General features: G+C 33.4%; 12 protein-coding genes. 4 read left to right on the top strand and 8 right to left on the bottom strand.

The features are described from left to right. Positions 1-250 precede the first annotated feature (250 nt). Complete coding sequence (locus H526_RS0127525) at positions 251-3604, top strand: T9SS type A sorting domain-containing protein (protein WP_027395883.1); 3354 nt, start codon at positions 251-253, stop codon at positions 3602-3604. A 130-nt stretch (positions 3605-3734) separates the two neighbouring features. On the opposite strand, the gene H526_RS0127520 is transcribed toward H526_RS0127525, so the two are convergent. The 4 genes from H526_RS0127520 to H526_RS0127505 form a co-directional block, all read right to left on the bottom strand. Further along, positions 3735-4025: a hypothetical protein gene (locus H526_RS0127520; protein WP_027395882.1), complete on the bottom strand. Its 291-nt coding sequence runs from the start codon at positions 4023-4025 to the stop codon at positions 3735-3737. Positions 4026-4379: 354 nt separating this feature from the next. After that, on the bottom strand, positions 4380-5780 hold the full coding sequence (locus tag H526_RS0127515; protein WP_027395881.1) for a sulfatase-like hydrolase/transferase: 1401 nt from the start codon (positions 5778-5780) through the stop codon (positions 4380-4382). A 248-nt stretch (positions 5781-6028) separates the two neighbouring features. Next, positions 6029-8038, bottom strand: coding sequence for an Ig-like domain-containing protein (locus H526_RS31350; protein ID WP_027395880.1), 2010 nt, complete (start codon positions 8036-8038; stop codon positions 6029-6031). A gap of 167 nt (positions 8039-8205) precedes the next feature. Continuing rightward, positions 8206-9252, bottom strand: a complete 1047-nt coding sequence (locus H526_RS0127505; RefSeq protein ID WP_027395879.1) for an aldose epimerase family protein — start codon at positions 9250-9252, stop codon at positions 8206-8208. Positions 9253-9524: 272 nt separating this feature from the next. Between H526_RS0127505 and H526_RS0127500 the strand changes: the two genes are divergently transcribed. The 3 genes from H526_RS0127500 to H526_RS0127490 all read left to right on the top strand — a co-directional run bounded on the left by H526_RS0127500 (position 9525) and on the right by H526_RS0127490 (position 14401). Further along, positions 9525-11192: a sulfatase gene (locus tag H526_RS0127500; protein WP_027395878.1), complete on the top strand. Its 1668-nt coding sequence runs from the start codon at positions 9525-9527 to the stop codon at positions 11190-11192. A gap of 113 nt (positions 11193-11305) precedes the next feature. Continuing rightward, positions 11306-12448: a formylglycine-generating enzyme family protein gene (locus H526_RS0127495; protein WP_035086861.1), complete on the top strand. Its 1143-nt coding sequence runs from the start codon at positions 11306-11308 to the stop codon at positions 12446-12448. Between the two features lie 438 nt (positions 12449-12886). Next, the gene (locus H526_RS0127490) at positions 12887-14401 is read left to right on the top strand and encodes a hypothetical protein (protein WP_027395876.1); all 1515 of its coding nucleotides are present in this window, start codon (positions 12887-12889) and stop codon (positions 14399-14401) included. A 127-nt stretch (positions 14402-14528) separates the two neighbouring features. On the opposite strand, the gene H526_RS0127485 is transcribed toward H526_RS0127490, so the two are convergent. The 4 genes from H526_RS0127485 to H526_RS0127470 form a co-directional block, all read right to left on the bottom strand. Then, positions 14529-16106 (bottom strand): MFS transporter, encoded by a 1578-nt coding sequence (locus H526_RS0127485; RefSeq protein WP_027395875.1) that lies wholly within the window; start codon positions 16104-16106, stop codon positions 14529-14531. A gap of 25 nt (positions 16107-16131) precedes the next feature. Then, positions 16132-17100 (bottom strand): family 16 glycosylhydrolase, encoded by a 969-nt coding sequence (locus H526_RS0127480; RefSeq protein ID WP_051336393.1) that lies wholly within the window; start codon positions 17098-17100, stop codon positions 16132-16134. A gap of 5 nt (positions 17101-17105) precedes the next feature. Then, positions 17106-19520 (bottom strand): beta-galactosidase, encoded by a 2415-nt coding sequence (locus H526_RS0127475; RefSeq protein ID WP_155839796.1) that lies wholly within the window; start codon positions 19518-19520, stop codon positions 17106-17108. Between the two features lie 170 nt (positions 19521-19690). Next, positions 19691-21295, bottom strand: coding sequence for a RagB/SusD family nutrient uptake outer membrane protein (locus tag H526_RS0127470; protein ID WP_027395872.1), 1605 nt, complete (start codon positions 21293-21295; stop codon positions 19691-19693). Positions 21296-21310 lie beyond the last annotated feature (15 nt).

Below are 21310 nucleotides of genomic sequence, written 5' to 3'. Positions count from 1 at the left end.
TTAATCATGTAACCTTGATTGAAGTTGTGCTTTAAGTTTATCCGTTGATTATCAGTTAAATGAATTGAATGATTTTTGAGTAAAATACAATTTCATCCTACATTTTTAATAGTGCTTTGCTTTTTATAGATATAATATTGTGTTTTAACGTTTTTCGTTATTATTTCTTTAGCTAGATCGTAAATTAAAATTTAAATATTATTAATTTATGGTTGCATAAATCACTTAATTAATTCTAAAATATAAAATTATGGCTCCGAAGATTACTCAACCTTTTTTTCTAGAGAATAGAAAGAAGAAACAATATCACTTGGATATTTTTAGAGAAAAAGCATTCATGTTAAGATCTGTTATGATGCTAATAGCTCTCTTTTTGATATCTTCAATTAGTGCACAGAACATTGAAAATAGAACTTCTTGTACAATTTCTGTAGATGCAGGAACTGATCAGGTTGTTTGTGACGGACAGATGGTAACCTTAACAGCTACTTCTGCTAATCAGAAAGAGTGTACTTCGTGTGTTGGATATAAGATAAAGAATACGAAATTTTGTGATAGACAAGAAAACAAATATGTGGTTTGGCTATCTGATGATAATGGTGATGTTAAATACCTCTCTAATGTAGATTTAGAATGGAAAGAACTAGGAAATGAAGAGGCTACGCTTAAGGGTATGGTAACAGATGGTCGCGATAATTATATTGTTGATGTTATTTTTACAAATGGAACTAAAACAGCCCCAGAAGGTAGCCCAAAAGAGCATTGGTGTAATCAAGAAAACTCTTCAGATTGGGAATATTATAAAGAATTTTCTGGAACTATTGTTAAAGAAGATAATAGTTGGTCAATAAATCTTTCAAGAAGAGGACCAGCATTTCAATTAGGAGAAGGTGCTAATATTACAGAAAAGAAGAAAGGAAGATTAGGAGGTTCTGGATGGTTTGATACTAATGATAGCGTATATAAAATAGGAGATTTCAATATAAATATTGGACCGTGTAATTCATCAGAGACAACGGACGAAGTAAATTATCTTTGGTCTAATGGAGAAACTACACCATCAATTACTGTTTCAGAAAGTGGTACATATACTGTTTCTGTTGAAGATTGTAAAGGATGTAATGCGATGGATTCCGTTGAAGTTGTAATCGAGGAATTTGTAATAGATGCGGGAGAAGATCAAACAATTGTAGAAGGTAATTCTATGACTTTAGATCCAATATCTGATCCTGAAATCGATCGTCGAGAATGGTCTGTAGATGGAGTTATATTTTACACTACAGTTTCTCCAAGCAGATCCCCAACAGTATCTCCTGAACAAACAACTACATATACAGTTCGTGCCTTTAAAGGAGAGTGCGTTTATGAAGATACAGTAACAATTACAGTAGAACCTTGTAATTTCTCGATAGATTTAGGAGATGATAGAACAATCTGTAATAACGAGCCTATTACTATTACACCGATTATTTCCGGAAACGATGCAGGAGCTTGTACTACTTTTGATGTAGAGAATACTAATTTCTGTAGTGGTATCAATACATATCTTGTAAGTCTGGGTAATAAGCAGAATAGAGTGTATTTGGTTAACGAAAATGTACAGTGGGAAGAAGTTGATGATACTACAGCTAGAATGGAAGGAATTGCGGTAAATAGTCAAGATGCAAATGATACTTATCAAATTTCTGTGGTATTTACACAGAAAACAACAATTCCACCAGCAGAAAGTCCTAGACTACATGGTTGTTCTTCTGATGTAAATGCAGATGGTTGGGAATATTATCCAGAATTCAATGGAACGATTACATCATTAACAACCAATGATGTTATTAATGTGTCAAGAAGAGGACCTTCTTTTCAAGTTGGAAAAGGCGCTAATGATACAGAGTTAGTATCCGGAAGAGCAGGAGGTTCAGGTTGGTTCATCACAGATGAAGATTTATATGAGATAGGAGACTTTAATTTTAACTTAGGGAACTGTGTTGTAAATGGATCCATGATTTATGAATGGTCTACAGGAGAAAATACTGCTAGTATTCAAATTAGTGAAGCTGGAGAATATACAGTGACAGTTACAAATGAAGATGGTTGTATGGCAACAGATTCAATTAATGTTATTAGTAATGAAGTGGCTATTGAAGCTGGAGAAGATCAAACTATTTTAGAAGGAGATTCAGTTACATTGATACCTGTTTCAGGAGCTGATCTTGTTCAATGGTCTATTGATGGAAATGTGTTTTTCTCTACAGGTTCTCCATCTGCATCACCTACCGTTTCTCCTACTGAGACTACTACTTATACAGTTCGAGCTAGGTTTGGAGAATGTATTGCTGAAGATATGGTAGTGATTACTGTTCTTTCTTGTGATGATATTATGATTGATGCAGGAAATGATAGAACGATTCAGGAAGGTGAATCGGTTCGTTTAAATGCAATTTCTGATGTAGAATATAGAGAATGGTCTGTAGATGGAAACGTTTTCTTTACAACAGTTTCTCCATCACAAGCTCCAATAGTATCACCGATAGAAACCACAACATATGTTGTTACCGCGACGATAGGTGATTGTATTATAATAGATACGATTACAATATTTGTGGAAGCATGTGACTTATCCGTAGATCTGGGAGATGATATTACAATATGTTCTGGAGAAGATGTAGATCTTACTCCGATAGTAACAAGTACTATTTCTGAAGGAGATATATTAAATACAACTATTTGTACTGGTGATCCTCAGAATTACGTTTTATGGTTATACAATGGACAAGTTAATAGATATTTTTCAAATATTGATTTAGAGTGGACAGAATTGGACAATGGTACAGCAACCTTAGAAGGAACAATTCTGGATTATACAGTAACAAACGAAGTGTTTAATTTTGAAGCTACTTTTTCAGGTAGAACTATAGTAGCTGCAGAAGGTAGTCCTAAACCAAGCATCTGTAATGAAATTAATAGTGATGGTTGGGAGTATTATACAAATATTTCAGGAATTATATCGTCTACGGATGGATCGTGGTCTACAACATTTACAAGGCGAGGACCTGCATTTCAGATAGGAACAGGAGCAAATAGTACAGAAATTGAATCTAGTGCTAATGGAGCTTCTGGGTGGATACAAACAACAGATAGTGAGTATACTATAGGAGATATTGATATAGTGTTTTCTAATGGAGAAGTGACATATGAATGGTCGACAGAAGAAACAACTTCCACTATTAGTGTATCTCCCACAGAAACTACTACATATTCTGTAACTATCACAGATGAAAATGGATGTCAGGCTACTGATGAAGTTCTGGTTACGGTAGAGGCCTGCGATAATATTGTAGAAAATAGTATTAAAGTATATCCGACTATAGTAGATGAAAATAATAATCAGTTAACTATTGAATTATACTCAGAATTAGATCAGAATGTGAATATAGAGCTTTTTAATATAAATGGTGTGAGGCAAAATATGAGTAATCAAAGTCTTGATAAAGGCGATAATATGATATACTATAGTATTAATCAAAACAATTCTATACCAACCGGTATTTACTTACTGAGAATAATTGGAAAAGGTGTTAACGAAACCTGTAGAATAGTGAAAAGATAAATTGAATAGTTTTATATTCTAGAAACAAATAACCCGGAATCTTTATTAAAAATTAAGGTTCTGGGTTAAATATTTAATTATTATATGATATAGAAAATATTGTATTTTTCTTTTTTAGTAAAAGACAATTTTATAAATCAATTTTTTTTACTTCTGGAACTGTTTTTTCTGATTTAGAAGAACCTATTATTTCATTATTCATACGAACTTCATGGTTATGTAAGACTTTTTCAAAACATGGGTTTTCAATAGGTTTTCTTCGAAGTATTTTTTCACGTATAAAATCCCATAATAAAATATAAACAATAGATAATACGCCTATTACAAATGTAAAGAACCCCAAAAACAAACGAAATATGAAACCTGCAACCTGGTTCAGCATTTTTTGTGGATAAGAAATTTCTAATTTAGACACTACCATAATAACCTCATAAACTTTAAAATTCTAATAGGGGTTGTTAATGAATTTTAACCTTAAGCTTATTATAATATTTAAAAAAGTTGGTTGTGTTAGATCAAAGGTACATTTTTTTGGTTTAAACACCTAAAAAAAACAAAAGAGTTATTTTTGTAGGATGAATTTGATTAGTAGAGTTAAATCAGAATTTTCTTTTCATTGTTTTTTGGCACTAGATTTATTAAAAGACCGTTTTTATTTTAGGAAATTATTTGACTTTGGATCATTTTCAATTTTACAACAAACGTTTCATTTTACTAAAAGTATTAATTTTTAATTATTAGAAATCTAAGTGTTTTTGAAATTGTTTCTTGACTTTTACGGTTTATCAATCGAACTTCCATTTCGATATTTATCCATGCGATCGATATCATATTTTTCAAACTTTCTTTTTAGTAACCACAACGGACGTTCTAGTGTTAGTTCCCATTGAAATATTTTTTTGAACATTGTTTTTACTTTTTCAGGGTAAACATTCACGAGATTCTTTTGTTCTGATATATCATTGGATAGGTCGTAGAGTTCTGCCAATCTATCAGGATATCGAATCAGTTTAAAGTCACCTTCCCTTAATACAGCTCTCACATCTTTTTTCCAGTATAATTCTTTATGAGGTCTAGCTGTTTTCTTTTCATTCATAATAAAAGGAAGTAAATCAATGCCATCAATATCAGTAAGATCTTGAATATTTCCTCCACCTGCTTTATAAAAAGTAGGTAGTAAATCTAAAGTACTAACAGGATAATGATAGTGCTGCCCTTTTTTAATTTTATCTGGCCAGCTTAAAACGAAAGGTACTCGTAAACCTCCTTCTAAGTGATTGGATTTCGTTCCACTTAGTGGCTTGTTATCAGAAGCATTTTTGTCGGTAGGTCCACCATTATCATTAGAAAATACTACAATCGTATTTTGTTCTAAACCAAGTTCCTTTAGTTTATCCAGAACTCTACCACAGGCTCTGTCCATAGCTAGTGTCATTGCAGCGAGTTCCTTTCTTTTTCCGGTAAGATTAGGAAATTTCGCTAAGTCCTCTTTTGTTGCTTCCATTGGTGTGTGTACAGCATTAAAAGATAACATCACGAAAAAAGGTCTGTCTTTGTTGGCCTCAATAAAGTTCACAGTTTCATCTGCCAAAGCGTTTGTTACGTAGGTTTCAGGTTCTTCATAACTTCTAAAACCACGTTCTATTTTTTTGTCATGATGAATACCAGCTAAATTATCATACTTAAAGTAGCTTCGGTCTCCACCTCTAAAACCATAAAACACATCAAATCCTCTTTTTAATGGATGATATCGATCTGCATCTCCAAGATGCCATTTTCCAAATAATGCATTGGTATATCCAAGTTTTTTTAAATAATCAGCCATAGTCACCTGATCTAAAGGTAATCCCATGTCATCACCTAATAAAGCAGAGTTTTTACTCATGTATCCTGGGACATTAATTTCTTCATACCCAAATTTTTGTTGATATTTTCCGGTGATAAGGCCTGCTCTGGAAGGTCCGCAAGTAGCATCGGTGACATATCCTTGAGAAAAAACAACTCCTTTTTTCGCTAGTTTATCTAAGTTTGGTGTTTTCATGACCTTACTCCCTTGAAAACCAAAATCAGCATATCCAGCGTCATCTGCAAAAAACAATACGATGTTTGGTTTTTTTTGTGCATCGATCAATTGTATCGATAAAATAGCAATTAAAAAAAAGAATTTGTACCTCATGTAATGATTATTAAATTTTGAAATTTACAATGTTTTTTGGTTTTGGTGATATGTAAAATGTTAACTTTAAAAAGTTCGACATAGCTTGTGTATACCCTAAAGGCTGTTGAGTTTAGTATTTTTTACAATTATTGGGAGCAAAATAAAATAACGATGATTTGTAATGAAAATACCTGCCTCAGTTATGATTTCCTCTTCCAGAGAGAAAAATAAACTTAGTTGAGTTACTATGCCGAACTTTTACAGAATTATTTAATCAATAGCCTTTTCGAAATAGTACGGGTACCGTTTTGTATTTTCAAAAAGTAAATACCTTCTTTCAATCTGCTCACATCTAGTACAACTTCATTTTCTGTAATAGATTGAGGTGTTAAAACAACACTACCAATCATATTAACAAGGGTAACTTTTGTATTTCTTTCATCAAAATCATCTAATTCTATTGTTACAATATCTTCTGCAGGGTTTGGATATATCTCGATATTTGATTCATCAATTCGTGATCTTGTAGATTTTATTGATTCTAGTTTCCATTGTGTTTCATTACTAACCTCTGTATTAGGTCTTATTTCTATTACACTATTATTTTTATTTGTTTTTGGTCTGATATACTTACCAGAAGCTCTATTGTTTAAGAAGACATATCCAGCATTTGCGGGAATTTCTTTCCATTGCGTCCATGCTCCAGTAAATGTATTGGGTTGCTGCTCTAAAACACTTCCGTCCGTTCCGTTCGCTCCTTTCGGCCTAAAATATTTTTTTGTTTTGACATTTTCGAAATAGAACCAACCATTATCACTATTCACTTTTTTCCATTTTACCCAGTTACTAGTATTACGTGCAGGAGATAATTTTATTTCTGAACCGTTTTGATTATTAACGGCTCTAAGCTTTTTGCCCGTTGCTCTATGTATAATGAAAAACTCTCCTGTAGGATTAGGAATATTATCGGTAGCATTAACTGTTATACTTACAGATGTTTCAGTATTTTCACCTTCATCATCAAAAGCAATAACTCGTATGTTTCTACTTCCTTCAGGAGCGTTCGTATATGTTAATCGATATGGAGTACTTGTTTTTGTACCTAACAGTTGATTACCATCATAGAATTCTACCTTAGCAATACTTCCATCAGCATCTGAAGCTTCTGCTCTAATGATAATTTCATCTCCTAAATCAAATTGTTGATTAGTGTTAGGACTTGTAATTGTAAGTTCTGGAGGAGTGTTGGTATCCGAGTTGGTTTTGTTCCAAACTCTAATATAGTCAACGTACATAGATTCAGGTAACTCTCCTAATTGCTGCCTTGCTCTCTCTGCTAAGGTCTGTAATCTTTGATTGTTTGGATAATTGCCTTGTGGATCAAATGAGGTAAATGCATTACCACCAAAGTCTACAAATGGTACTCGCATACCTAAAGACATAATTACTCGTAACGGTAATTTACCCCAATGCGTATTTTTCAAAGTTTTTCCAACCTTTTTACCATCCACAAAGAAATGAATTTCATCACGTGTAATTTCACAGCCATAAGTATGCCAACCTTTGCGAGGATCAAAACCAAGAGGGTATTTATTTAATTGCTCATCTGGGTTTTGTTTCGGTCTTACCCATCTTCTTCCGTTACCATTTTTGAAAGCAATGTGTAAGTTAGATTCTGTGTCTTCCACACTATCTTGGATCCCATTATAAAAATCGTGTTGTTGTAATTCTTGGATGTCAATTTCTGTATAAATTACACCATCTTCTGCAGGGTTATTATCAAAGAATTTACTGTATAACCAAAAAGCAGGACATAAACCTCTTGCTTTATCAATACCATCATTAAAAGGATGTGGATCTGGATTGTCTATATCAGCTCCTCTGATAACAGCTTCAATGTACCCTTCAAAATTTGGAGGCAATGATTGTTTAGATTGAAGACATCCAGCATTGTAGAATTTACCATTTACAGCAATGGATGTTCCATTAGGATTAACTCCATTATACCGTGCAGTAATTTTAGCAGAACCTCTATCGAAATAGTCTCCTTGTGATACGTTGGAGCTGTTGGTTAAGTTCCATGCAGCAATGTTTGGTAGGTTATTATTTTGTTCCCATTTTCCGGACCAATTTATACCTCTAGTTTCAAATTCATCAGACATACCATCCACTAGGGTAAATACATCATTGGCATTAGTAGTTATTGTCGGTTGTTGCCCATATAATTGTAATATAAGCAGGCATAAAAGCATCGTCGTAATAGCATTTTTTTTCATGTTGTTGGTTGAGTTTACGTTAAATATTAGCGCACAAATCTAAATCAACTATAACGTTATAGAGAGTTGCCAATTAACCAGTTATTACATTATTTTAACCCCTTTTGTGTTTTTGATTATTTTAATTGGCGTGAAGGAGTTGTTAAGTCTCCTATTGATTTAAAAAATTAATAGGTGTAGAATTTAAAAATAGTCTGACTTCTGTATGGATCTTCTGGATATGTCACACTTTTAGGGGCCTTATCCAGATTTGGAGTATTCGGATATCTATGAGTTTCACAACAGAATCCGGTAAATTTTCCATACCGATCTCCGTTTTCGCGTTTTAATTTGTCAGAAATATAATATCCTGTATAAAATTGCATTCCTGGTTCTGTTGTAGAAATATCCAATGCTCTTTTGTTTGATGGATGGAAAAAAGTAGCCACTTTATGAAGTAAAAAATTATTGTCAAATAGATAGTAATGGTCATATCCTTTTTCTAATAACTTCATAGCATCTCCTAATAGTTTTTCTTTTCTAAAATCTTCAGGTTCTTGGTTTAATAGGATTTTATTTCCATTCGCTATTCCCAGACTATTTAGTTCTAAAAGATGGTTAGATTGAATCTGTACTTTATGATTTAATATGTTTTCTTTAAAACCAGATAAATTAAAATAGGTATGATTTGTTAAAGATATTGGAGTAGTTTTATCGGTTTCAGCGTAGTAAGAAATGCTTAATTCGTTTACATTATTCAGCTCAAATTTTACTTCAATATCTAAGTTACCTGGATATCCTTGCTCTAAATGATAACTTTTTAATTTCATTGTTACGCAGGAGCTATTTTTATTAGCTTCATAGGTTGCGTGCCATATTTTTTTATCAAATCCTTTAAGTCCGCCATGTAAATGATTTCCTCTGTCATTTTCTGGTAAGTTGTATATGTTTACCTCTAATTTGAAAGTACCTTTTTCAATTCTAGAAGCGCATCTTCCTATAGTAGCTCCGAAATAAGGGTTGTTGTTTAAATACTCTTCCGAAAAATAGGTTTTTACAGAGTCAAAACCACATGTTATTTCTTCCAGATTACCTTTATGATCAGGAGTGATGATCGAGGTTATGGTAGCACCATAATTTGTTATTTTGATAGAAACATCGTTGTCATTTGACATTTCAAATAAATAGATTTCTTTTCCTTCTCTGAAACCAATTATGTTTTTTTCGATACGCATTTTGATAAGTTTAATTGTGCTTTAAAAAATTGAAGGTTAATCAATATCATTAAGATGTATATCGGTGATAATTTTAATCTATAATGGTAGGTTAACATTTGCTTTTTCAATTATACTAGGAATACTAAGCAGATCGAATTAAAGAGTTAACTTAATGCAGTTAAAAGTTAATTTATGAGTTTTGAAGTCTATCACCAATAATTACCTTCGTTAGATACATTATTTTGAATACAAATTTTTCAAAAAGAAAAGAACACACAAAATGTTTATTCATGAGATTACTTCATCTTATCATTGTATTAGTACTACTTGTTAATTGTAAACGAAAAGAAACTATAGAAAAAGATATTCAGCAAAATACAAGGCCGAATATTTTATTTATAGCGATAGATGATCTTCGCCCAGAACTAGGATGTTATGGATCAGATATCGCTATTACACCGCATATAGACGCTTTAGCTGCTAACGGATTACGGTTTAATAAAGCGTATACTCAACAAGCTATTTGCAGTCCTTCTAGAGCAAGTCTAATGACAGGTGCTAGACCAGAGACAATTGGTGTCATAGAAAATTATGCCTATTTCAGAGATTTAAATCCTGATATCATTACGTTACCACAGCATTTTAAAAATAACGGGTATGAAACTATTCAAATTGGTAAGATTTATCATAAACCATCATTTAGTGACCCTAAACTTTCCTGGAGCAAAGAACCTGCAACGGAAAGAATGAAGTTCAAAAGAGAAATAACACCTGGAGGTTTTGCACTTTTTGAAAATCAAAAAATGTATCAGAAAAACAAAGCTGATATGATTGCAAAATATGGTAAAGATGCTGCCAGTAAAGGTTTAGGAAAAGGACCTGCATATGAAAAAGCAGATGTTCCGGATTATTTTTATGAAGACGGATATAATGCCTTATTAGCGACAGAAACTCTTGAAGAGTTGAAGGAAAAAAGTTCTAATAAACCTTTCTTTTTGGGAGTTGGTTTTAAAAAGCCTCACCTAGATTGGTTAGCTCCCAAGAAATATTGGGATATGTATGATCCGGAAAAAATTAAACTTTCTACACAGACTAAAGGACCTGAAAATGGAGCAGAGATGGGATTACACCCATCCTTCGAATTACGAGTGAGAAGTGGTATCCCTAAGAAAGGGAAAATTAACGATTCGTTAGCTCGAGTATTAAAGCATGCATATTTAAGTTCTGTTACCTATATCGATGCTCAAATAGGTAAAGTAATTCATACCTTAGAAGAACTAGGGTTAAGAGAAAATACTATTGTTTTACTATGGAGTGATCATGGATGGCATTTGGGCGAGATGGGAATTTGGGGTAAAGCTACCAATTATGAAATATCCACACGAGTTCCTATGATAATAAGTTCACCTAATATGTTAGATAATAGTAAAGGGAAATCCACAGAAGCATTGGTAGAGTTAGTAGATATGTATCCCACTCTTTTAGAGTTAGCAGGTTTAGAAGCTCCTGAACATCTAGAAGGACAAAGTTTTGCTCCACTAATTGCTAATCCGAATAAAGCATGGAAAAAAGCAGCCTTTAGTCAGTTTCCTTCTCCGGCATTAAGGGAATGGGCTGCCAATCCACTTTCACAAGGTATGAGAGAAACATATTTTGGTCCTTTGATTATTGATGTAGAGGAACGAATCAAAGAGCAGCAAAAAGAAAAATGGGATAGAACACTTTTTGAGCAGAACCTTATGGGATATTCGATGAGAACTCAGAAGTACCGATTGATCGCCTGGAAAGATTATAAATACAAGAACAAAGCTCCGATATTTTTAGAATTATACGATCATATAAATGATCCTCATGAAACGAAGAATATCGCTAAAGAAAATCCAGAAATTCTTTCAGTGCTCTTAAAGCAACTGAATGAAGGATGGGAAGGAAACCAAGCTAAAGATGATGAGGGATAAAAACATTGAACAAACATCTCTGATAACTTGAAATAGATCCATACATTTGAGAGTTAAATTGAAGTTTTAAGAAAGAAATATTGAACTACAATTGTTTGATATTCAAAAAAAATATGAAATTGAAATTATTTTTTGGTCTAACATGTATGTTTCTTTTGTTTGCATGTCTTCAAACAAGCTGTAAAAGAAAAACAAAAAAATCTGTTATAAACTGTTCTTCAGAGGTACAACGTGCAATAGATCATCAACATCCTGATTTAATTACTGATTTGCCTGAAAATGTAACTGTTCCTATAGGGATGAAGTGGATTCCTGGAGGAATTTTTTATCAAGGTGCAGTAGATAGCGATGTAATGGCAATGAATCATGAAAAACCTAGACATAAAGTTGCTATACACGGTTTTTTTATGGATTCTGTAGAGGTTACTAATACTCAATTTAAAAAGTTTGTCGAAGAAACTGGATATATAACACTTGCTGAACGACCAGTGAATTGGGAGGAATTGAAATTACAATTGCCTCCTAATACTCCAAAACCTCATGATTCTGTTTTACATCCTGGTTCTCTGGTATTTAAAAAGACAAAATCGTCGGTTGCAAACCTTAGGAATTATTCTCAATGGTGGCATTGGAAAACCGGAGCAAACTGGAGACACCCTTCTGGTCCAGGAAGTTCTATTGAAGAGAAAGATAAAAATCCTGTAGTACATATCGCATTGGAAGATGCACAAGCATATTGCAAATGGGTAAATAGACGTTTACCAACGGAAGCTGAATGGGAGTATGCTGCGCGAGGAGGAAAGGAGAATATGATTTTTTTCTGGGGTAATGATCCATCGAGGTTAACAGAGTATGCAAATACTTGGACAGGAGAATTTCCTGTGTACAATGATCGTGCTGATGGGGCAGAACATTTAAGAGAAGTAGGAATGTATCCTTCCAATGAATATGGTTTATATGATATGGCGGGGAATGTCTGGGAATGGACAGAAGACTGGTACAATACTGAATATTACAAGAGTTTTACCGATCAAGATCTTTCGATAAACCCAAAAGGAGCTGTTAAACCCTTAAACCCTTCTAATCCATATGCTTCTGAAAAAGTTATAAAAGGAGGATCTTTTTTATGTAGCGATTCCTATTGTGCTAGTTACAGATTATCAGCAAGAATGAATGCTGCTCCTGATTCTTCTACAGATCATATTGGTTTTAGAACTGTGGTTAATATAGATCAACTTTTGTCTGAAACGAATTAGTAAGGATCTATGTTGGTATATTATGAAATACCTAACTAGGGACATTAATAGTTATAGGTTTATTGACATTTTTATAACATTTTTAATGTTTTTTTAACTCTTTAAATATCAACTTCTCAAAGAAAGATAAGATAGTGCTTGCTTGGGGTAAGTGAATTTCGTAGGCTATTACATTTTTGAAATAATTTTACACAATTATTAATTGCAACGTCGACTTGCTCAAAATTTTATTTAACACAAACTTATATTAACTAAAGTCGTAAATACAAAAAAAAACTTTTTCATAGCATGGTTTTGGGAAATTACAATTCTCAAAACTGATTACTTCCCTTGTTTATAAATATTTTCAATTTAAATATTTGATTTTCAAATTATTAAAAATTTGAAGTGGGAGGTTTATGTTTTGTTCGAAGATTTGCGACCCAAAATTTTGAAATGATGAATATCAAATCAATTATACAAAAAACTTGCTTCTTGATTATCTTTTTAGGACTCACTGGCTGTTCATTTGATAACGTAGAAGAATACGAATCTCAAGAAACTATAAGCGAAGATTTAGACGGTGATAAAAGTCCACCAATTTTTAATTCAGGAAATTTTTACACGCCTCCACCACCAAATATAAAAAGAGTGCTATTTGATGGAAGCACAAGTGCAGAATTAAATCTTTTTATTAATCGAAATAAAAAAGATGGAGCAATCATAGAAATTCCTCAAGACACTTATACTTGGGGTAAAGTGGTGCTGAAATCGAATATACATTTAGAAATTGCCGCTGGGACTATTATTAAACCAGACATTAATAGGGGAGCTGTTTTTAATATTGGCGCAAGTAAAAATGGCGATCGTCTAGAAAATGTTAGTATTGTTGGTAAAGGAGGTCGATTTACCATCGATATGTGTGATGCTAGATTTACGAACCAATTTATTGCTGCAGCACGAGTAGGGCGAGTAGACAATTTTAAATTATCTCGTTTTAATATTAAAGACCGTAGAAGTATTTTGAATTCAATTCTTATGATTCATGTTTCTGGCGCATCAGAAAGAAAACCTGGTGCTAAAAATGGAATCATTGAAAATATAAGCCAAACTGGTTCTCATACAGGTTATGGATTAGTTCAGACCTATAACTGTAGTAATGTGTTATTTAAAAACCTTCGATGTGAAGGAGGAATTACATTACGATTAGAAACGGATGATAGATCCATGAAAAATGATGTGAAGAATGGAACAAAAGATGGTGGTGTGGAAGATATTTTTGCTGATGGTATTCATAATAGCAGAGGCCTATCTTCTCTAATGTTGTCACCTCATTTTGCTCAGAATGGAAAAGTGAAGGCCAGACGAATTACCAGTATGAGTTCTGGTTTTACTATTAGATATGATGAAGGAACACTAGCTATTTTTGATTCACAAAGAGCATTTCCTCTTACAGATGCTGGGAGAACACAATTTCAAGATTTTATAAAAGCTCAGTTTGCAGGATTTACAGGGAATGCATTTAGAGAAAATGCTTTTAAACGTAATAATGGAACGCAATGGGCGGTAAATTTATCACCGGAAATTTTAGATCATCCTAATAGATCAGGATATATCACCAGTCAAATTGGAGATTTAAAAGCTGGGAAGTTTGATAATCCTACAGCGAGTAAAGTGGTAGCAAATTATGGAACAAAAGCTAAGCTAAAACAAAAGCATTTAAAATTTATTCCTTGTAATCAATGGAATAGCATGACAGACCCTGGTACAAGCTTTGGATTGTTTAAGGGATTTGAATACATAGGTCCTTCTGCTGGAATAAGTATTGGAGACGGAGTGAGAATAACTGGACAGAAGTGGAATAATTTTCCGAATGGATTTATTCAGAATGTAAATGATAATACGCAACCTAAATGCGCTGATAGCCCAAGTAGCATCCAAGAAGCTACTGGAAACTATCCAGATTGTAATTAATTTAGGGGATCACTTAGAATAACAAAAAGGCTATCTAAAAATATGTTAGATAGCCTTTTTTATAAGGCGAATTATCATTAAGCTACTTCATGCTATTTCTTAATCAGTATTAATGGTAAGAATAGGCTTAGGATTTGGATGATTTTTTCTGAAGTTTGTTATGAATTTCTTCCAAAGTCATATTTTTAGTTTCCGGTAAGAATTTATAGAGAATAATTAAACCTATACATACAATGAAGGCATAAAATATGAAAATGGTGCTAGCTCCCATATTGCTTAGTTGCCACGGAAAAAAGAATTGCACTAATGCACTTACTGTACTAGATACTAAAGCAAATAATGGTATTGCAATTCCGCGTAAATGTATTGGGAAAATTTCTGAAAACAATACCCACATAATAGGACCAATCGAAAAATTGAAGGCAGCTACAAAACTTAAAATACCTAATAATATTAAAAGTACGTTTAAGCGTGCAGATTCTTTTAATAAACTACCAGAATTATCACGGGCAGCAGCTACACCTATAACTTCTTTGATAGCTTCTTTGAATTCGATATCACTAGTATATTCTTTTCCAATTAATACTTGTAACTTTTCTGCTTCTGGGATGTTACCCATTTTAGCTACAGACTCTTCTGTAATTGTATATGTTGCCTGATTAAAACCGTAAGCACACATTCCTAAACTTATGATAATCCAGCATAGACCACCAATAACTAAAGGACGTCTTCCAATTCTATCAATTAACATCAATGAAAAAATGGTGGCTAATAACCCCATAACACCTAGCCATATAGCACTTGCAAATGCTCCGTCAGTTCCTAATCCTAACTGCTCGAACATCGTAGATGCATAAGTCATGATTGCGTTGATACCAGTGGATTGTTGCACTATTGCTAAAGTAAGACCAATGATCAAAATAACTCTCATGGGTTTACCGAAAATCTCTGATAATTGAGATCCTACAGATCTATTTGTATTAGAAATAGCAACACTTTCTTTCATTTCAAGAACATGACTTTCGATTTCTTCTGGTTGGTATACTTTTAATAAAGACTTTTTTGCTTCTTCGATTCTATTTTTATAAATTAACCAAGCAGGACTTTTAGGAATTTTAAATAAAAATAAAAACCACAATATGGCTGGAATAATCTCAATTCCTAACATCCAACGCCATCCGGTTTGGTTCAACTGTATTACCTGTACCCATTCCGCATCTGAAGACATTTGTTGTAAAATCCAATAATTGATAAAATAGGCAGCAGAGAATCCTATTCCAATATTGATTTGTAACATAGAAACCAATTTACCTCTCTGATCTGCTGGTGCAATTTCTCCCATATACATGGATGCTAGTGTTATAGAGCTAAAGGCTAAACCTCCTAAAAACCGAGCTGCAAGAAGGGTAGTAAAAGAAGTTGCTAAAGCAGATCCAATAGCAGAAATGATATAAAGCAAGGCTATTATTTGTAAGGTGGTTTTTCTTCCATACCTATTACTAGACCATGCTGATAAGGGTAATGCAATTAGGACTCCTAATCCAGGTCCAAAACCTATGGCGCCTACTTCCCATTCATTTAAATTAAATTCTGAAGTAATAAACTTAAATCCTCCTGAGATAAGTGCTGCATCCAAACCAAACACAAATCCTCCTAATGCCACAATAGTCGCATAGATATAAGCATTTCTTTTTTGCTTATTCATAATTATCTTTTGTAAAAAGGTTTATTTATCCTCGTTTTTGCCAAACGCGAACGTAATCTATCTCGTAATCCACAATTCCGTCCTCTTTCTGATTTGCAGGACTGTTTGCTTCTAATTCTTCTTTATTTTTAGGATATCCATGCCAATGAAAAATCTCCATATCTAACCACAAATGTATAGGAACGGTAGCTACATATCCTTTATAATTTTTATCAACTTCTCTATTGGCTATAGCCCAATCAGTTATTTGTTCTGCACTGACTTTAGAAATTAACTTTCCGTCAACATAATAGGTAATTCCTTTTTCATTCCATTCAAAACCATAGACATGAAAATCTGCTGCCATTCTAAAACCAAGATCTTTACGTTCTGTATAGGTAGGTTTTCCCTTTAGATGTTTCCAATCACGAATAGACCACCATAATTCGCTATCCAGATGTTGTTTTTCTGGTCCAATTCCATCACCAAAGGATTCGAAAAAATCCATTTCTATTTTATTACCTGTAGACCAAAATGCGCTGGTAACCTGAGTATCTGCTGATTTACTCCGAATTTCAATATATCCGTATTTAAATTTTCGTCTACCGATAAAACAAGCGGTGGTAATATTTTCATAAGGCATTGGATCACCAAAAAAAGGAACTCGTATTTCATCACTAAATGGAAAGTTAGGTTCCCATCGTATTTCAAGGTTTAAAATGCCATCTTCTAAACGATAATTTCGACCAGAAAACTGCGAAGGGGCTCTCCCTTTCCAAACCTTTTTTTGGGGTTTGTCGGGGTGTTTGTAAAATGGTTTCCCATCTTTGAATTTACCTACGATATACCACTTTTCTTCATCAATTTCTGTGTCATTAAATTCATCACTTACCTCAGTATTTAATGACCAATTTCCCTTATTTTCCGGGTCAGATAATGGAAACGCAGCTTGATTTTGAGCATAAACACCGGAAGTTAAACCTACCCAAAAAACAATAAATACTATTTGTTTCATAGATCTTATTTGCTTTCTGAGATATGTAAAAGTAACACTCCCTTAGAAGAGAGTTTAAAACTCTCTTCTAATTCCTTATCATTAAGCATGTTTTTTATGCTGAAAGAAGTATTGTTGTCATCACTAATTTTTAAATCTGAGGTGGTTTTTCCTAGATTGATAATCGTCATGATATATCCTTCTCCATTTGGATTTTCTACAACTCTCCATGTACAACTTTTGTCGATAGAGCCATTATTTTCAGAAAGTTTGATTTTAGATGTGCTATCAGTAACCGAAATCATAGCTAATTTTTTAAAACTACCAAGATTGTTTTCTTCTGCGTAGATCAGTTTTCCAGAACTTGATAATAATTGCTTGTTACGTAACTGCCCATATTCGTTTTTTGATAAACTGTTTGAACTGTCTAGAATAATGTTTCCTCCTTGGTCTAAATAACTTTGTAGCGCATCAAATTCATTGTCGGTTACAAATTCAGTTTTGTAGACTGCGATAACATCCCAATTAGAGTGATCTTGTTTTGTAATGATCTTTTCTGTGGCAAAACCAATTGCTAATCCTTCAAAGTATAAAGATTCATATAATTCAGAATGTTCTGTCATATGATGCTTTTTATTGATAGCCGATGTTTCTGAATGAAATAATCGCAATGGTCTTCTTTGATCTCGTAATGCTAGTATTTCTTCGGAAAAACTATTTAGATCATACATCACCTGAGAAACTTCATTTACCACATGTGGCTGCATATTTGCAGAACCTGCATACGAACCTGCTAATGCTGGATCAAAAAAGTTTAGTTCACCTTCTAATCGATCTTCTGGAGAACCATCTGCATCTCGTGCCCAAAACCAAGACGTACTAGCATCCATTCCATGTAATGTGGCCAACCAAAAACTACTACGCACATAATCAATTGGAGTATCTAATTCTCTCCATCCTGAGGTGGATAAAAAATGTCCTTCAGAATTGATATGAATTTTGTTTGGAGAAACAGATTCTTGGAAATCATATGAATGTGCCAATTCACTCCAGTAGTAGGCATATTTTTCTTCCCACTTTTCTGGTTTCTTAGATCGGTAATTTCTTCCTCCAGTAATTTTAGCATCGTCACCAATCATAGAAGTTAATTCTGTTAATGCCTCGTAATCGATTCCATGAGAACGATAATCATCTACAAACAGTTTTGCCATTATTTTTATATGCGTATCAGCCTCAGGATTTACAGATCGTAATTCATTTTGTAAAAAAGTAAACCATTCAATTCCTCTATCCATATTATATCGACACCAATCATACCATAATGGAGTGCCACGTTTTGCTTTATCCATAGGTATTTCAACTGTTATTTCTTCAAAACTGTTGAAATTACTTTCCCAATTCTTATTTAATGTTTTGATGTCATCCTTATATTTTTCTGAAAGCCAACTTCTAAATTTATTTAGCGTAGAGCTAGAAATTGAATTCATTTCTAGGAATTTGTATGTCCAATGTCCTTTTTCGGAAAACCAATGAGGTTCGTTAGATAAAATATATCCGAGACCGGTTACTTTTTTGCCTTTAGTAACTTCTCCAGTTTTTTTTATGACCTTGCTCCAAACTTCCCTTAAAAGAGGATTGTCGACATCAAATCCTGTAAATAATGATCTGCCTTTTTCAATTTCTGGTTCCTTTTTCTTCATCCAATCAGGAACTCCCATGTTCCAGAGCAAGATAAAACCAACGTTTGTATCTGGAACTTCTGTAATATAACCCAATAACTTTTCATCAAAAGTACCATCTTCATTAAGCATATATGGATTACTAGGTCTATCTTTATTTACTTCGTATAGATGACTTCCTGTATGATAAATTGCTCCTAAATGATCATTATAAATTTTGGTGTCTGTCAAAGGTGCTCCAACAGTTTTAGAGAAGTAATCATGCAGGAAAATGGGTCTGCCTTTGTTTATCAATTTATTATCTTCTACTTTAATGTTTTGCCAATCGATTTTTTGGGCTGCCCTTCGAGTTGTAGTACCATCTAAAACGTCATTTAAATTTTTAATTCCAATATCTAATATTTCAATAACCTTTTTTCTTTCAAAATCAGGTAATTCATCGGCTAGCTTTACTTTATCAGTTTCATACTTTTCATAATACCCAAAAAGTTTTTCTACCGCATCATTATTAGTTTCATCCCAATTGGCAAACTTTAGAAATTCTTTAGCAAACCACAAAGTTGTTTCTTCTCGAGTAACATCTATTGCTTGGTTTTTGGCTTTATCCATTAACTTCTCGAGAGTTTCTATTTTACTCAGAGCCTTTTTTTCATAGGTGATTTCTTCTTGCTTACAATTGGAAAAAGAAATTAGTAAAATAACGAGTGCGTATTTTTTTAGCGCTTTAGGGATTGTTGGTATAAATATTCTGAAATATGGCACTTTATATTTGTTTGGCTGTTATGCGAAATAATTTTTTACAGGAAATATAATTTCTAACAAGTTTAATTTATTTTCTATTGTTAAAAATAATGACAGAAACATAAAACGTAACAACCATTGTGTCTCTGCTATTATTACAACTCTAGATTACTAACAAAAACAATAAACTTTTAATTTAAAAGATTCGGGTTTTCGTCTACAATTACCTGTGGTAAAGGAGAAAAGTAATTATCTGTACCTAAGCTTCCGCTAATGGTATTCACTTCTTGAAGCAGCGTTCCATCACTTGTCATAGAAGTCGATGGAGTCCTGTTGGATAAAGCCTGTTCCACACGTTGCATCCTTACCAAATCATTCCATCTTAGATACTCTCCGGTGAATTCCCATTTTCTTTCGGTAAAGGCTAATTCGGCTAAATCTCCTGTTAAAATGTCTACATAAGTTAACCCTGGTAATTCATTTCCTTCTAGATCTAATTGTGGAACAGGACTTGTAACCGGTGTGTTAAATGGTAATCCAGCTGCACGTCTTCTTACCATATTTAGAGCTTCCCAAGAATCTGTGGTTATATTCCCTGATCTTCCTGAGGCTTCTGCATAGGTTAAAAGGATCTCTGCGTATCGCATATAAAAATCGTTTCGTTCTGTAAAGTGCCAAGCTCCAGTCATTGGTAAATCTCCGGCAGGACCTGTTATTTTGGCTAGAATAGGACTTCTCTGAAGAGTAAGATTCTTCCAATCTATATCCATTCTATAGGTAGCATCTTTTCTAGCTCCCTCAGGAAAATCTTCGAAAAATTTGATTTCTCCATAAGTTTCATCCCATCCTCTAAAAGGGGCTTCTCCGGGATAACCAACTCGATTAAATTTTAGGTTTCTAATTCTAGCACTGTTATTGTAGGCAATGGTAAATAGTGATTCTGTATTAAATCTATTTTCTAATTTCCACAGATCCTGAAAATTTTCTACCAAACCAAATCCATGAGCACTACTATCGTCAATAACTTTTTTAGCCATTTCTGCCGCTAGCACATATTTTGACGAATCATTTAATGGAAAACCTGCCCAATCCAAATAGAATCTTGCTAATAATGCTCTTGCAGAACCTTTGTTTACTCTTGTTGCTCCGCTGATACCTGCGGATGCAAGTGATGCATTGATCATCGGTAATCTAGATTCAGCTTCTAGTAAATCTTCTTCGATTTGGATGAAAACCTCTAAGCGCGAAGAGGTGCTTACATTTGCTTCTGGAAGTCGTGATAAGGCTAAAGGAAGTTTTTCATGTGTTCTGGCAAGGTGATAATACGCCATTCCTCTTAGAAAATAAACTTCACCTAATAATCGTGAAAGTTCATCTTGATCTACAGTGTCAAAACCTTGTAAAGCGTCTACTCTGGATAGGATAATATTAGTATTATTAACGATATTGTACATTCCTCTCCAATTATTTAATAATCGAGCATTGGTAGCACTTACATTACGTTGATCAAACTCTCTAAAATCTCCTTTATTTAGTCCAGAATGTGTCGTAATATCATCACCTGCCCAACTTGGAGAGTAAAAGGTTGTAAAAACGGCAGCCGTTCTCACTAAACCATATAGACCAAAAACACTGGTTTCTAATTCACTTAAGTTTGCAAAAGATTCTGGCGGGACATTAAACTCAGTAAGATCTGGATCTAAATCTGCACAAGAATTTGTCATTCCTATAGATATCATTAATAATGTTGCTATGATGAATCTTGTATAGTGATTTGTTCTTTTATCTTTTTTCATTTTTCATTTTTTTAA

This window comes from Aquimarina latercula DSM 2041, assembly GCF_000430645.1.
Classification (GTDB): domain Bacteria; phylum Bacteroidota; class Bacteroidia; order Flavobacteriales; family Flavobacteriaceae; genus Aquimarina; species Aquimarina latercula.
The sequence above is the reverse complement of the archived record's forward strand: the minus strand, read 5'-3'. Positions and strand labels throughout refer to the sequence as shown.